Origin of the sequence: Alteromonas sp. MB-3u-76, assembly GCF_002831605.1 — a bacterium.
In the GTDB taxonomy this organism is placed as follows: Bacteria; Pseudomonadota; Gammaproteobacteria; order Enterobacterales; family Alteromonadaceae; genus Alteromonas; species Alteromonas hispanica.
The window spans coordinates 1,476,878-1,491,607 of sequence record NZ_CP025115.1; the positions used below are offsets into that span (position 1 = coordinate 1,476,878).

Here is a 14,730-nt window from a genome sequence, read left to right on the forward strand (position 1 = left end):
CTGATGGGTGTTTTTGTATTAAACACGCCCTTGTAGTCACCGGTTCAAAGAGAGCTTTATGCCCGCAAGCAAGCGGCTAACACTATCAACGGTATCTACTCTTACAAACCAGTCCAACCCATGCTGTGTAGACAATACGCTGCTTATTTCTACTGAACCACCATGCCCAGTGCCTAAAAAGTCCTCGGTAAGCTCTACTCGCTGGCCAAATCCGTCATCCACATAGGAATAATAGGCAAAGTACTCAATGGGATAAGGTAGGCTCAAAAATGTGCCGGAGAATTCTCCACTCATACCTGCAACAAACTTATTTGCTGTAGCATCTATTCGCTGAACGTTTTCAAAAAACACGGTGTTGTTAGTGGCATAATTAAACCGATATTCAGCACGCAGAAAATCTCCACGCAGCATTCGCTCTATGCTGGCCTCATAGCTGTGTCGCTGTCCCATTCTCGCCGAGTATTCAACTTCAAAATAGTTATCACCACTGTTTCCCTTTCCAAAACCTAACGCGTGGTTAGCCTGCTCGTTGGCAAGCTGTCCGATAACGACTTCGAGCGCGCTGTTGTTTTGAAGATGGCGGACATGCCTAAGGCCGGTTATCCAGCCGTCTTTTGAAAGACCAGTAGAGGAAACTCGTCCTTTGTACGTTGGAATAACACCAAATTCGGTTTTTCCGTAATCACCTTGGTGACGAATATAAAGTCGCCTTGCGTACAGATAATCTGTGTTACTACTGCCAATGGTGTTGTGACTTGAAGAAAACCCGTCTCCCGTTACAACAAAACTGTTGAGAGACCAGGTTTTAGATAGCGCCAAAGAGGGGTAATAACGAAAACGGTACTGCTCTCGACTTGGTCTATTCGAGCGATTGTCGTAACGCAGTTGAATATCTAGTTTCTGGGAAAAGTGTAGTTCGTTGGCATTAGTTTCTTTTGAGTAATTGAAAACGCTTCCCAAAATAATGAAACCGAACAATTTAGCCAGTAAAACTCTGTTCACACATTATCCCTATAGTTGGTTTCATTTTTTCGCTACGCACAACATAAATCTGCAAAGCATAAACCTACACAATATAAACCCGCAGAGCATAAACCTACACAATATAAACCCGCAGAGCATAAACCAGTATTTTACATTACAACGCCATTGGGCATAAATCGTTTTGCTAGCATAATCAATTTATCGTGATTAACCCACCGATAGCCTTTTTGCTCAAAGAGTGTTATCGACGCTTGATCAGGCATTGTGAAATAACCTGCTTGCGACATATCCTGTGATAGTGCGTCTAACTGTTTGCCATCGGCAATTCGTTTCACAGCATCAATCATTGCCTCTAAACCCTGAGGATAAATGGCAAGCATGTTGTCAAAGTACGACTTATCATAATCAGTAACGATAGGGTGAATAGATACGATATCACCGGTGTCAATTCCAGCGTCCTGTATTCGGTGCAACGTACAGCCTATCTGTGGCTCGCCTTTTAGCATCGACCAGAATGTCGCCATAATTCCTCGGTACTGAGGCAGTAATCCTGAATGCAAATTTAAAACGCCATTCTGAGGCACATTAAGCGCTGGCTCTTTCAATATTCGACCGAAACGAACTGACAAAACTAATTCGGGATTACTTGCTGTTAAACGCTCAAGCCCATTGCCTTCGTTAATATTGGAGACAATATGAATGTCAATGCCACGTTGTTTCATGGCGTCAAATGTGAGCAATGGGGCGTCCTTGTTTTGCGAGCTCTCTATAGAGGAGTCAAGGTGTCCTTGTTTATTAGTTCCCTTATTACACTCTAACGCGGGAAAAAGTATTTGCGTAAATAGGGCGTTCTCATAAAACGAAAGCGCCTCTAATGCATCCGGTCTTTTGTTATTACCGCCAACCTGTGACGTCATCAATATACTAAACTGGTGTTCGGGGAGTGCATTAATTAACTGGTTGGCGGCTAAATTACTGGCAATATCTAAATTGCAAAGCAGTGTAATACGCATGGTTTCTCTTCCAAATATGGCCCTATGAAATCAAGTTACGCCACTAGCCGCATTCCCAATAACACCAGCATGGTGATATTCGCAACAACACCAATTAAAAAGAAATAGCTACGGGGGCTGGGGTTTTTCTCAGTGGCTATCGCATAATACAGCACCATGTGAATGAACCTGGCAATTAGATAAACCCAGATACAAAGTGCAAATACCGTACTTTGATAATTTAACACAAAGGCAAGCATTATCGTCCCTATAAATAATGCACTATTTTCAAGAGTGTTATGGAACGTGCGGTGTGCTCGAAATACAAAACTATTGTGAGACAATTCGTCATCTATCTTGCCGGGAACAGCATTAGGTTGTTTTGCTTTACTAATAGTTGCTACACCCCACTGCACAAGTAAAAGTAGTAAGTAAAGGAAAAAAGCAAAATATGCCGAAAAGGTGATATCTGTCATTAGTTAGTCCTTATTCTATTTATCTATGTATTACTTATTCATAACATTCATTAATAAAAAAAGATGTGCAAAAAGCAGGCCTTGGCTAAAATAAGAAAGGATAGCGCTTGTGCGCTTGCATTAACGTAGATAGTTCTGCTGACTTCATATGAAACAAACGAAAAACAGCTGATATATTTATGTAAGAAATTCTAATTAAACTATAAAAAATACATGGCCGTTTGCGCTTCGATAGTTGATAAGCCTATTTGCAGCGAGTATTGATGATATGCTTTTGCTTAAAAGCAAACGAGAGAAAAGGGCGTAAATAACAAAAATGATTCACGCATTATCGCTGCCTTTATTCATTACCTCTGCGGTCTGCTTATTACTAAGTTTATTCTTTATACTCTTGTATTATCGCCTGACGTCCCGCCATGAGGAGTCGGTAAAATATTACTTAATTTTCTCCATTGGGGCCCTCGTCAGCAGTATCTTTTTTGGTGCTTTTGCCGTGCTGCTCAACTCAAGTGACAACCTTATTTATCTGAGCGTTTCAAATCGTATTACGGTGATTGCCGCCATGTTTACCACCGTGATCAGCTTGCACTTTTATCTGTCCTTCTTCGAATATGAGGCACCCACCTCGTTGAAATGGTGCTATGGGGTTTGCGCGGCTTTTTCGATTGCTACCGCTATACCCAGCTCGCTTTTTCTCGCCAATGCTTTTTATGCAACGTCCTCTTATTACACGGGCTTAGTCTACGGGCCGCTATTTCAGGTATGGGGGCATGGATTTTGATATTGGCCGTATACGGTATCTTCGTATTAGTCCGAGTCTTCAACCGACAGCAAAGAAAACAGGACAATGGCAACTCGAGTACCGTTTTACTTTTATTAATAGCCAATATGTTTTGGATGTTTACCGGCGTGTGTGACATGTTAACGGGAATTCAGGTTATTGATCTTCCGCCGCTGACATGGGTTGGTTCTTTCTGTGTTACGTCCTGCATTGCATGGGCGCTGGTGCTACATATCGATGATCTTTATGAGGAAAGGCGCTTACTAAGCGACCGTTTAATGTATGACCATTTAACCCAAGCCTTTTCTCGCAGTTACTTAGAAATACGTCTCACTGAAGCGATAAATTTGATGATGAGGGGAGAGCTACAGTGGGTATCTGTTTGCGTTTTTGATGTAGATAATTTTAAAGCGATAAACGATAAATATGGCCATGCAAGCGGAGATGCGCTGCTCACGCAAGTCACGGGTATAATAAAAGAAAATATTCGCCAATCTGACTGCATTGCTCGGCTTGGCGGCGATGAATTTGTTATTTTATTCACCGATACACAAAACGAAAATCATGCCCCAGTTATTGTTGAGCGTATTCGCAGCTATGTTGCGAAAGCTCAGTTCGGAGAAGGAGAGCGCAGGTTTAACGCGTCTTGCTCATTCGGTGTCGTCAGTGTAACGCCTGAACAACTTACCATGAAAGACTTGCCGAATCAGATGCTATCGTGCGCAGATGAGGCGCTCTACAGTGCTAAACACAAAGGCAAAAACCTTGTTGGCTTTGCTACTTTAAGCGACCTTTCTTAATCTGCTAAACCCGCGCTCTTTGAACATTTTTACTCAGTAGAGTGAGTATCGATAACTTTAATCACGCGAGCGGGGTTACCACCAATAATGACGTTATCGCCGAAGGACTTGGTAACCACAGCGCCAGAAGCGACAACCACATTATTGCCAAGTGTAACGCCAGGGTTAATTACGGCCATACCTCCCACCCAACAGTCGTCTCCAAGGGTGATAGGTTTTGCAAACTCAATGCCGGTGGCTCTTTGCTTTGGATCTGTAGGGTGTGTCGCCGTGTAAATGCCCACCTGTGGAGCCAACATGCAGTTATCACCAATGGTCACTCTGGCGGCGTCTAAAATTACGCAATTGAAATTGGCGTAAAAATTTTCGCCAACTAATATGTTCTCGCCATAGTCACATTTGAACGTAGACTCGATATACAAACGCTTTCCAGTTTTACCAAATAATGTTTTGAGTAACTGAGTTCGTTTTTTGTGCTCGGTCTGACAGGTGCTATTGAGAATATCTAGCTGTTTACGGCAGTTCTTGCGAAGTGCCGTAAGTGTTTTATCAGAGGGGAAATAAAGCTCGCCTGCGAGCATTTTCTCTTGTTCGGTCATGTGAGTGTGATTACCAAAGGACGATATCTTCCGCAATTTTTCTTAGCTATTTCGCATGGTCATAGCTTACAACAACTTTCTTATCTATGTCTGCGCTTTCGACATTTAACTCGACTCTACGCTTTAAAATTATGTTGCCGTGAAGGGTTACGTTCTTGCCAATCGTTAACGTTGGTAACTTGTCCTTGTCGTTGCCCCAGTTACTTTCATTGTGCTCATAAATAATGTCTCCGTGTATTTCACTGTTGCCAGTAATATCTATGTCGCCATTAAGGGTGCTAATATCGTTATTCACCGTTACATCAGTAATACTGATATTTCCATTTACGGTTTCAATATTGCCACCAACACTGCCGTTAGCTTGTAATGAAATATCACCATTAACCGTCTCAATGCTTCGTTTAACAGTAAGATGAGATGATGCAGCAACGTCGCCATTCACTATATCAATGCTGTCGACGGTAACATGGCTACTCATATCTAAATTACCGTTAACAATACTTATTTCGGCTGCACTGCCATGCTCTTTGATATCTACATTACCATTCACTGACGATATATCGCCTGCGTGTTTACCACTGGCAATGTTAATATTTCCCAGCATCGTGCTTACGTCGTTGCCATCTAAAGCACTGGCATTTCCCACGTGAATAACGCAGCCGCTTAGCAATGTGGTTCCAAGCACTATAACAGCGGCAGATAAAAAAGATTTGTTCATTGCAATAACCTTAAAAGTAAAAAGTTAAAAATTAAAAAAAGAAAGTTGAGGAGTTTCCAGCATCACTAATTTAGGATTTAAACTCATTCTATGTTTAGGCTTATCACGTACTGTGCCAAATGGTTTAAGTGTTTAAAATCAATGGCTTACGATTTTTAATGCATTTTTAATGCGTTTTTGTGGCAGGTTTGGTGACAAAATTGTTAAAAGCGCCAATTTGTTAAGTTTCTTGCTATTTATGGCGTTTAATTAATCGCGAGTCAGTTGTGTGGAAGACAGGAGAGAAGTAGTACTAAATTATGCATATCGCTTTGGGGCATTGCGTTATGGGGCAATGACTCATCCTTTATTCTACCTATTTTCAATGGGCGCGATATTTGCAGCTCTTTATTTACTCACTATTAGTACGAACTGAAGAAAATCATGTGTGCAAAGATAAGATGCTACATTTAATGCCACTAAGTCGAAAAAGGAAAATGCATGCTGGATAAGCACCTACAGTTGCAAAGAGCGAAAAGACAGGCTCTGGCATGCTTGATGATAGCAGCTGCTATTTTTGTTATTACTGTTCTCACACAAAAGTACAGCCCTCAGGTTTCCTCGAGTTGGTGGCTGGAACTTATAAAAATGGCCAGTGAAGCGGCTTTGGTGGGCGGTTTAGCAGATTGGTTTGCAGTAACTGCTCTGTTTAAACCTATTCCCTCAGCGTATCCCATTCCTCATACTAACATTGTAGCCAGTAACAAAAGCGCAATTGCCAATAATCTCTCGGAATTCGTGAAAGAAAAATTCTTTAACCCTATGGCAATTGAAAAACTAATCAGTGAAAGCGACCCCGCTAAAGGCGCTGGCAGATGGCTTGAGTCGCCACAAAATGCGCAGGAATTAAGCCGCTTTTTGTGTGATGCACTCAGCGGTATGTTGAAGGTGTTAGACGACAAACCCGTAAAAGACTTCATTTCAAGAACCGCTGAAAAAGGGGTAAGAAGCTTAGAGTTAAATCAGTTAATTGCTACTTCGTTGAATGCCGTTACTAAAGAAGGACAGCACCAAGTAGTACTCGACAGATTACTTGGGAAATTAGCTGGGCTACTCAGTCAGCCCGATACCCAAGAATATATTGCCGATACGTTAATTGTTTGGCTAAAAACTGAGTACAGCAGAGTAGAGAAAATATTGCCATCTAGTTGGTTAAGTGAGCAGGGGGCACTTATTGCTGTTAAGGCGGTTTCGTCTATTTTAGAAGACATTTACCAAGATCAATCTCACCCCATTCGACTGGCTTTCGACGAGCAAGTGAACGAATTTCTGCACGATTTGCAGCATAGTGATGACATGGAGCAAAAGGTTAACGGCTTCAAAGAAAAGATCATTGATGACCCTGCGTTGAAAGGGTATTTACATTCATCATGGCAACGTTTTAGCGAATGGTTACTGCGCTCGCTAGAAGAGAAAGAGGGGAGAGCAGAACAAAAAGTGTCTGGTCTTCTGCAGGATTTAGGCAGTTCCTTGCGAGGCGATAGTGAGCTGTCTAAAGCATTTAACAAGCATATTGGTGAAGCTGCAAAATATATGGCACCTGAGCTCGCTCAATTTTTAACCGCACACATAAGAGACACGATTAACACCTGGAATGAAAAAGATATGGCCGAGCAAGTAGAGCTTAATATTGGAAGAGATCTTCAAAAAGTGCGCATCAACGGCACAATTGTCGGTGGTTGCATTGGCGCAGCATTGTATGGCATCGAAGTGTTAATTGGTCTTTAAGAGGTCTCTGACTATCGCTGAATTTGGCTAGCTTGTTTTAAACGCCGCTTTGAAAGCTAACGACAAAACAACAAAACGCTAAGCCGGTGCAGCCTGGCTTTATTAACTCAGAGTACCTAATTGCTTTGGCGCTGTAGTTGTAGGTTTATACAAATTCATTTGATACCTATACAGAGATCTAACGTAACATCCATCATGTTAATAAACTCATCAGTTCCATGATGAAGACGAAGACGATGATGAACACGACGATAGCACAACCTCGTGTCGCTTGGCGGTGCTCCTCGATAGGCCCAGTGACAGCGGCGTATGAACTCAAGGTGGACGCGGGGGAGGTGCGACGAGATGACGCGCAGGTCGCTCTGGCGGCAAAATTCGATGCCCTGCACGAGTCTCTTACCTCGATGCCACCAGTACCCATAAGCACTGACGATCAGACAGCGAGTCGCTTTACAAGTAGCGGGCCTCTGTCACTGGCGCGATCCTTAACATCCGCCCAGTCTTTTTTTCGAAAGAAGTTCAATTTGTGGTCTATTGGTCCACCACCGCGAGGCATATATATTCATGGGCCGGTCGGGGTCGGAAAGAGTTTTCTAATGGATCTCTTTTACTCGTTGGTTAATGTTCCTGATGATGATTCTGGCTGTAATAATGACAGTCACAAGCAAGCAAAAATTACCAAACGCCGCGTCCACTTTCATGAATTTATGCTAGATGTCCATCATAGAATCTTTGTCTACAAAGAGAAGCATCCACGAGGTGATGCGATTCCCATCATTGCACAACAATTGGCACAAGAAGCCCAACTCCTCTGTTTCGATGAATTTCAAGTGACAGACGTCGCCGATGCCATGATTTTGAAACGACTGTTTTTGTTATTATTGGATTGCAATGTCGTTGTGGTGGCCACCTCGAATCGCTCCCCCGATGCCTTGTACGAGGGAGGTATAAACCGCTCTCTTTTTTTACCATTCATCGACATGCCGAAAGACACGTTCGACATTATCTCCATGGAGGACTCCCAGAAGGATTATCGACTCGAAAGTCGAGCGGATGGTCAATCCTATTTTTGGTCAGGCAAAGAAATTCTTGGCGATAATAGTATTAATAGGGAACTGCAGGCTCAGTTGGAAGAAATTTTTGGTGGCACTGCAACCGGAACTGAAGCCGAGTTCATTCCCGTCCACTTTGGCCGCACCGTCCAGGTTGCCCGGTTGAATGACCGGTGCGCCTGGTTTGACTTTTCCGAGTTGTGCTACCAACCGCTCGGAGCGGCCGATTATATTTCCCTATGCCGCCGATTTCCGGTCATCATCATGGAAGGCGTCCCCCAACTGGACGCCAATCACCTCAACGAAGCGCGACGTTTCGTGACCCTCATTGACGCGTGTTATGAGTCTCGTACTCGCTTGGTACTGGCGGCACAAGTCCCGCTCGACGAATTGTTTGTTGATTTTGAAGCGCAAGTCGAAAGTAGCGACGGAGATGAAGAATTGATTGTTAATGATAAGGGAGGAAACTCGAGTTCCTTTGCGACCACCATGATTCGCACCAAAGAGGGGAAATATTATGAGTGGTCGGCGACGGGACGAATTGGCGTGTCACTGGCACAATTTTCGTCTGCCAACGATCTCGCCTTTTCCTTTCGAAGAGCCGCGTCTCGGTTGGTAGAAATGGGTGGAAAGAAATGGGGGCGGCAATGATGATTTATGGCAACGTTTCTCTCTACATCAGGATAGAGTTGCACTTAGCAATTGGACTCAAAGCTCGTAGCTGACGTTGAACTAATTCAATCCCAGGTTTATTAGAATTTGCGCGTCCGTATGAAAGAAGGAGTCAGGACTGATAGCTTGAACTTTAACCTTCTATCAAGACTAAGATAAGACTACCTATTGCCCAACTGAGCTAATGCGAATTGTTTGCCGTAGTTATTATTTTGCGCGAGCGTAATGTCTGATTCGAATCTCACTTCTGGCAAATTAATTCCAATTCTATTCTCTCAAGCTTTTCCGATGATGCTTGGCATAGCTGCTGTGTTCTCCATTGCCCTAGTAGATACTTACTTTGTCGGTAAGCTTGGCACAACTGAGCTTGCGGCGCTCACTTTTACTTTTCCAGTCACTATGACTATTGCTAGCCTTTCAAGTGGACTTGGTGCAGGAACGGCTTCTTTGGTCAGCCGAACATACGGCTCAGGCGATAAGCAATCAGCGAGGCGTTATTCCGTCGATAGCTTATTATTGTCATGCACGATAGTGGCGCTTTTAAGCACAATCGGATATTTCACTATAGATCCACTGTTTAGCCTGCTTGGCGCACAAGGAAAAACACTAGACCTTATTCGACGCTATATGCAGATTTGGTATATCTCGATGCCCTTTTTAGTTATCCCTATGGTCGCCAATGCTATTTTGCGTTCAGTCGGCAACGCGCGTTGGCCCGGTTTCATTATGGTCTGTTCTGCGGTTGTAAATATTGTTCTTACGCCGGTATTTATTTTTGGCTATGGTCCTATTCCAGCTATGAGTATAGAAGGAGCAGCACTCGGTACCTTGATTGCTCGAGTATTCACCTTTGTCTTAGCGCTATATTTGGTAGGCTTTCAGACTAAAATGTTGACTAAAACCGTTCCTGCGTTTTCAGACTTTATCCAATCGGTGAAAAGCATTCTTAAAATTGCGGTACCTGCTGCCACAGGAAGTATTGTTAATCCAATGTCGATTGGTGTGGTAACGGGAATAATGGCAGCCTATTCTCAAGAAGTTGTTGCGGCATTTGGTGTTGCCACCAGAATTGAGTCTTTTGCAAGTATTCCGATGTTGTCACTTTCCGCGGCTATTGGTCCAATTGTTGGGCAAAATTGGGGGGCGAATAAAAAGCAGCGAGTAATTTCGGCAGTGGCGTATTGCTATGTTTTTTCTGTGCTCTGGGCATTAATAGTCGCTACTATCACCGCGTTTTTTGCAGATACATTTACCCAAGCACTTGCTTCAGATAACGAGGTGGCAAATATCGCCAATGGGTATTTGTATGCGGTAATAATCAGTTTGTGCGGTTATGGCGCGGTAATCGTCTCTTCAGCAACATTTAACGCGTTAGGTAAGCCACTAACTGGACTGATGCATTATATCGTTAGAGGCGGACTTTTATATATACCTCTAAGCTTTCTCGCGTCATTGTTTTTCGACTATGAATGGGTGTTTTATGCCATTTGTGCATCTAATATTCTCGCCGGAATTGCCATCGTCTCTTATACTTTTTATTGGCTTAACAAGGCCAAGCGAGAAGATTGCGATCTAAAAGAGGGCCGGCACTGTGATGAGGCTGACTACACTTAGGTAATTATCACATCACCAAGGTGCCAACTTAGATTAGTTCATTCTCGATGGTAAGATTTCTTCGGCCTCTACACTAAGTGAAAAATAGTACCACCTACTTTACAAAAAACGGAATATTCGCGTGTGCCGCATTTCCGTTTCCATCATACACATAGGCATAGAGACGGTAAGCTCCGGATGTGTTGGGGGCCTTAAACTTAATTTTCTGAACTGAGGCATCTTCTATCAAGCCCTCCACCAGTTCAGGGATCTCTTCTTTATCACCTCCTACTTCGGTGGCGGTAGACTCTTGTCGTATTTCCCACTTAAAGCTTAATTTATCATTATCTGGGTCTACGGCGTTCAATGTTGCCTCATACTCGTCACCCATAAAAAGATAAATATTGTCGAAGGCAACTTTACCGTCTAGGCCTATTGGGCTAACGCGAGGGGTTCTATTGGCCGGCCATTGTCCAGTCCAGATGTAGTGCATAACATCAACGGCTTCAGTGCGCTCCCCAGAATCTAAAAACATACCGTACCAAGTACCTGTTCGCTCTTGCTTTTGACCCCACAAAAAAACGTAGTTACCTATAACTTGTTTTGCTTCTGGCTGAATGGCTTTCAGGTAACTTTTAGCGTAATTGCTCGCTTTCTCAGAGCTTGTTGTTTCAACCGGTGCGTCCCATTTTGTTTTATATACCTCCCAGTGTCCTACCGCGCCCCATTCTGTAATCATGTAGGGTCCTTCATACCCATAAGACTTTACATATTTAGGCAAGTTAACCACGTCTGCATAAAGCTGAAAGCTGATGAAATCTAACGCGGGAGCACGTTGTGTGATGGCATCCATAGCATCTTCATCGAAACCTGCCAAGGTGGTTGTGGTTGGATGATGGGGATCTAACTGCTTTATCATTTCGGCAACTTGATTAACCGCGTCGTAAACCTTCGGATTGGTAAAATCAAAGTTGAGCTCGTTGCCAATAAACCAAGTGAGAAGTGCAGGGTGGTCTTTATGTTTAATTACCTGAGCTTTTACTCGCTCTAGTTGTTCAGCAACAGCGACGGGATCGTTGTAATCAAAACCATGTCGCTCACGCGCGAAGTCGATACCTAATGAGACCGTCATACCAAGCTCATGGGCTTTATCTAACAGGACTGAGGCAGGGTAGACACCACCATCAACAGACCAGGTACGAATTGAATTTGCACCATGAGCAGCCAGTGTTTTTAAATCAGCGCCGTCTACGCCAGCACCTCTAACTGTGTAAGGCTTATCTCCGCGCATAAGCACAAAACCGTCGTCTTGGGTTTTAATTACTTCTACATGAATGGGTTTAGCAAATAGGACTGGTGAGAGGAAAAGTAAGCAGGCTAACAATAAAAACGATTTTTTCTTACGATGTGTTGCCACTACGTCACTCCTTGAAAATTTAAGTTTGTTGCAAAGGCGTCGAGCAGAAAATTGCGATACCAGTTGCGATACCCTTTTAATAATATCTAAGGGTATCGCGTGGGGATCTTGTTATGGATACCTTTTAATAAGTATAGCGCATACGGACACCAAAGGTTCTTGGGCGCGTAAAGAAGCGAGTGTTATCAAACTGAGTAATGATAGTGGCCGCAGTGCGCACCTCATCAAACAGGTTATTAGCAAATGCTTCAAAACGCAGTGCACCATCGCCATGGGTATATCCAAGCCCGGCGTCGACTGTCCAATAAGCATCTACGCTATCGTCAAGTCGGCGACGAGGGTTATCAGGGTTTTGATAATCTATACTGTTAAAAATGGTTAAGAACTGCTCATCACGCCAGCCAGCGGATATCACGTAATCAATGGTGCCCGAGCTAATATCGAATATTTGACTTAAGCTTGCGTTAAGCTGGTAGCGAGGGGTACGAGGAAGTCTATTTCCATCAATAGATTGAAAAACGGCTTCATCTGGTGCCACGTCAGCTTGGAATCGTGAGTCTTGAATATCTTGGCTGTCTTCAATCTCAGCTTCAAGCCATAGGGCTGTCCAACTAAGATTAATGTCGTAAGGCAGTTCAAATTTGCCATCGAACTGCATGCCGTAAATGGCAGAGTCTGCAGCGTTAAAACTAAATGACACAACCAAAGCTCCAGGCGTAGCGTCGAGTGGGTCAACGGGCGCACCAGAGTTAAATTCAAGCGCTTGCTCTACAGACAGCAAGTTGGTGAATACTTGGTCTCGGTAGTCGTTGTAAAACGCAGAGAAATTGAATGTAGTGGGTACATCTCCCCAATCGAATTCATTTTTAGAGCCAAACTCAAACAACGTAACGCTTTCTTCCTGATAGGTGGGAGCTAGTGTCAGTCCTGTTGTTGGATCGCTGAACGTATCGTTAAAACCACCCGATTTATGACCGGTAGCAATAAGGCCATAAACAAGCTGGTCATTATTTAAATCGTGTTCTAAGCGCAAACGCCAGTCGACAAAGCTATTATCTATGCGGCCATCTTGCACGGTAATAGAGTTATTAGGCGAAATGGGAACGGCAAACGAATGGGTACCGTCCTGATTACAAATCAAGTTGTCAGTAACGTCGCTGTCTGAGCAGGCTGGACGTACATCTGCGCCACCTGGAGTGATGCCATTTGCGAAAATATCGTCTAGCGTATCGCGTTCACCAAACTGAGCAATACCATCAAAGTAAAAGCTTAAGAACTCGTCGTCAGAAACTGAACCATCACCATCTTGGTCGGGATCATAAATAGAACGTCCAAACCCTGCAAATGCGAATCCTTCAGTACCAACTCTGGCACCCATACAGCAGCCAAACGGATTGCCCGTGTTGACGTCAAAACCGCCTAGCGCAAATGCATAACGTGCATTCACGCCCTGACGGGTTTTGGTGTCTTCGGTGTATCGCAAGCCTATTGTGAAACGAGTATCTGCACTGAACTCGTACGTGGCATCGGCATAAACAGAGAAAGAGTCGGTATCTGTGTTAGGTTGGTTAAACTCTGCCCCTTGGAAAAAACCTCCTCTATCGCCAGCAGACGCTAGAAACGTTTGCTGACGTTCGTCGAACAAGAATACACCGGCAGTGTAGGTTAGACGGCTCGCGTCATCGTCGGATAACAAACGCAATTCGTGAATGATAGACTCAGAGTCAGTCAAAAACTGAAAGCGTGAGAAATCGTCTAATGCTTGTTCGAGAGGATCCAATGCCTCAAAAACGCCCGGAAAATCGGGAGAGAGTGGGGTAGCGGCTTGATAATCGTAAATTAAATCGCGATAGCTACCGTTGTATTCCAGTAACGCGTCTCCCAAGTCCCATGTGACTTCAATTTTAAAGCCGTCGTGAATGGTATCTTGCACTGGCGTAAAGCCCCTACCTACCACGTCACGAGGATCTTCAATATCATCTGGATCTATACCTAACCCCAGAGGCAGAGCGTAATTAGTTCCGGTATAACCAGTACCTTGTTCGCGAGCAAAGTCATAAGATAAATAAATACTCAAATCGTTAGTCGGTTCGTAGAGCGCTTGGAAGCGTAAGCCAAGATTATCAGCAGCTTCGGCAAGCTCTAAGTCTAACGGACCAACATCATTATAATATGAGTCATGATCGATTTTAGTGCCGGCAATACGAAATGCGAGTTTGTCAGTGGCCGGTATATTCAAAGCGCCAGTAATAGCACGTTGGTTGTAATTACCAAACTCTATCTCGGCGCTACCATTCCACTGACCAATAGCGGGCCGCCATGGAATAATATTCACCGAGCCCGCAGTTGCGTTTCGCCCGCGCAATGTACCCTGGGGGCCAACATTAACCTCTACCCTTGAGATATCAAAAAACGCCGAACCTATCCCAGATGGACGGGGAATGTACACACCGTCTAAATGGGTTGCGGCTGCGGGGTCGCCAAGCTCTGTATTATTTGAACTACCAATGCCTCGGATCCAAACTTCCACGTTGCCTTGGTTATTACCTATTTCCAGCCCAGGAATAGATTCGGAAATATCAGTAATATCCTGAATACCCTGAGACTTTAAGTCTTCTCCCGAAAACGCAAAGGCGGTACCCGCTAAGTCTTGTAAATCTTGAGTTCGACGTTCCACAGTTACTATTATACGTTCAACGTCGGCATCTTTTTCTTTCGTCTTATCGTCGGCCTCTTGCGCCGCTAACGAACCGCTTACCAAAGATGCGAACACGGGAATATACAGAAACTTGCACAAGGATTTAAAACTGGTCTTGGTTTGCAACATAGCGCCTTGCTCCGCATTGAATAAAGCTTTAGTAAATAATTTCATATTCATG

At 43.9% G+C, this 14,730-nt stretch carries 12 protein-coding genes; 5 read left to right on the forward strand and 7 right to left on the reverse strand.

Features of this window, described 5'->3' with window-relative positions; all coding sequences use genetic code 11:
- Positions 1 to 36: 36 nt before the first annotated feature.
- From CW735_RS06675 to CW735_RS06685, 3 genes are all read right to left on the reverse strand, one after another.
- Positions 37 to 966, reverse strand: coding sequence for a hypothetical protein (locus tag CW735_RS06675; RefSeq protein ID WP_442857505.1), 930 nt, complete (start codon positions 964 to 966; stop codon positions 37 to 39).
- A gap of 167 nt (positions 967 to 1,133) precedes the next feature.
- Positions 1,134 to 1,997: a formyl transferase gene (locus CW735_RS06680; protein ID WP_100971385.1), complete on the reverse strand. Its 864-nt coding sequence runs from the start codon at positions 1,995 to 1,997 to the stop codon at positions 1,134 to 1,136.
- A 35-nt stretch (positions 1,998 to 2,032) separates the two neighbouring features.
- Positions 2,033 to 2,452: an MAPEG family protein gene (locus tag CW735_RS06685; protein ID WP_071979393.1), complete on the reverse strand. Its 420-nt coding sequence runs from the start codon at positions 2,450 to 2,452 to the stop codon at positions 2,033 to 2,035.
- A 316-nt stretch (positions 2,453 to 2,768) separates the two neighbouring features.
- Here CW735_RS06685 and CW735_RS19855 point away from each other — a divergent pair, with 316 nt between their 5' ends.
- On the forward strand, positions 2,769 to 3,233 hold the full coding sequence (locus tag CW735_RS19855; protein ID WP_232368382.1) for a hypothetical protein: 465 nt from the start codon (positions 2,769 to 2,771) through the stop codon (positions 3,231 to 3,233).
- Between the two features lie 107 nt (positions 3,234 to 3,340).
- A complete protein-coding gene (locus CW735_RS19860; protein WP_232368383.1) occupies positions 3,341 to 4,033 on the forward strand; it encodes a GGDEF domain-containing protein in 693 nt (230 codons plus the stop codon).
- Positions 4,034 to 4,062: 29 nt separating this feature from the next.
- On the opposite strand, the gene CW735_RS06695 is transcribed toward CW735_RS19860, so the two are convergent.
- Positions 4,063 to 4,632, reverse strand: coding sequence for a sugar O-acetyltransferase (locus CW735_RS06695; protein ID WP_100971387.1), 570 nt, complete (start codon positions 4,630 to 4,632; stop codon positions 4,063 to 4,065).
- A 46-nt stretch (positions 4,633 to 4,678) separates the two neighbouring features.
- Positions 4,679 to 5,350 carry a hypothetical protein gene (locus CW735_RS06700; protein WP_100971389.1) on the reverse strand — a complete coding sequence of 224 codons (672 nt, stop codon included), beginning with the start codon at positions 5,348 to 5,350 and terminating at the stop codon, positions 4,679 to 4,681.
- 480 nt (positions 5,351 to 5,830) lie between these two features.
- On the opposite strand from CW735_RS06700, the gene CW735_RS06705 reads away from it, so the two are divergent.
- From CW735_RS06705 to CW735_RS06715, 3 genes are all read left to right on the forward strand, one after another.
- Positions 5,831 to 7,117, forward strand: a complete 1,287-nt coding sequence (locus CW735_RS06705) for a DUF445 domain-containing protein (protein ID WP_100971391.1) — start codon at positions 5,831 to 5,833, stop codon at positions 7,115 to 7,117.
- Positions 7,118 to 7,356: 239 nt separating this feature from the next.
- On the forward strand, positions 7,357 to 8,820 hold the full coding sequence (gene zapE / locus CW735_RS06710; RefSeq protein ID WP_232368422.1) for a cell division protein ZapE: 1,464 nt from the start codon (positions 7,357 to 7,359) through the stop codon (positions 8,818 to 8,820).
- 246 nt (positions 8,821 to 9,066) lie between these two features.
- A complete protein-coding gene (locus tag CW735_RS06715) occupies positions 9,067 to 10,455 on the forward strand; it encodes an MATE family efflux transporter (protein ID WP_100971393.1) in 1,389 nt (462 codons plus the stop codon).
- 94 nt (positions 10,456 to 10,549) lie between these two features.
- Here the strand turns inward: CW735_RS06715 and CW735_RS06720 are convergent, their stop codons facing one another.
- Complete coding sequence (locus CW735_RS06720) at positions 10,550 to 11,851, reverse strand: glycoside hydrolase family 2 TIM barrel-domain containing protein (RefSeq protein ID WP_100971395.1); 1,302 nt, start codon at positions 11,849 to 11,851, stop codon at positions 10,550 to 10,552.
- A gap of 124 nt (positions 11,852 to 11,975) precedes the next feature.
- A complete protein-coding gene (locus CW735_RS06725) occupies positions 11,976 to 14,723 on the reverse strand; it encodes a TonB-dependent receptor (protein ID WP_157812653.1) in 2,748 nt (915 codons plus the stop codon).
- Between the last annotated feature and the right edge of the window lie 7 nt (positions 14,724 to 14,730).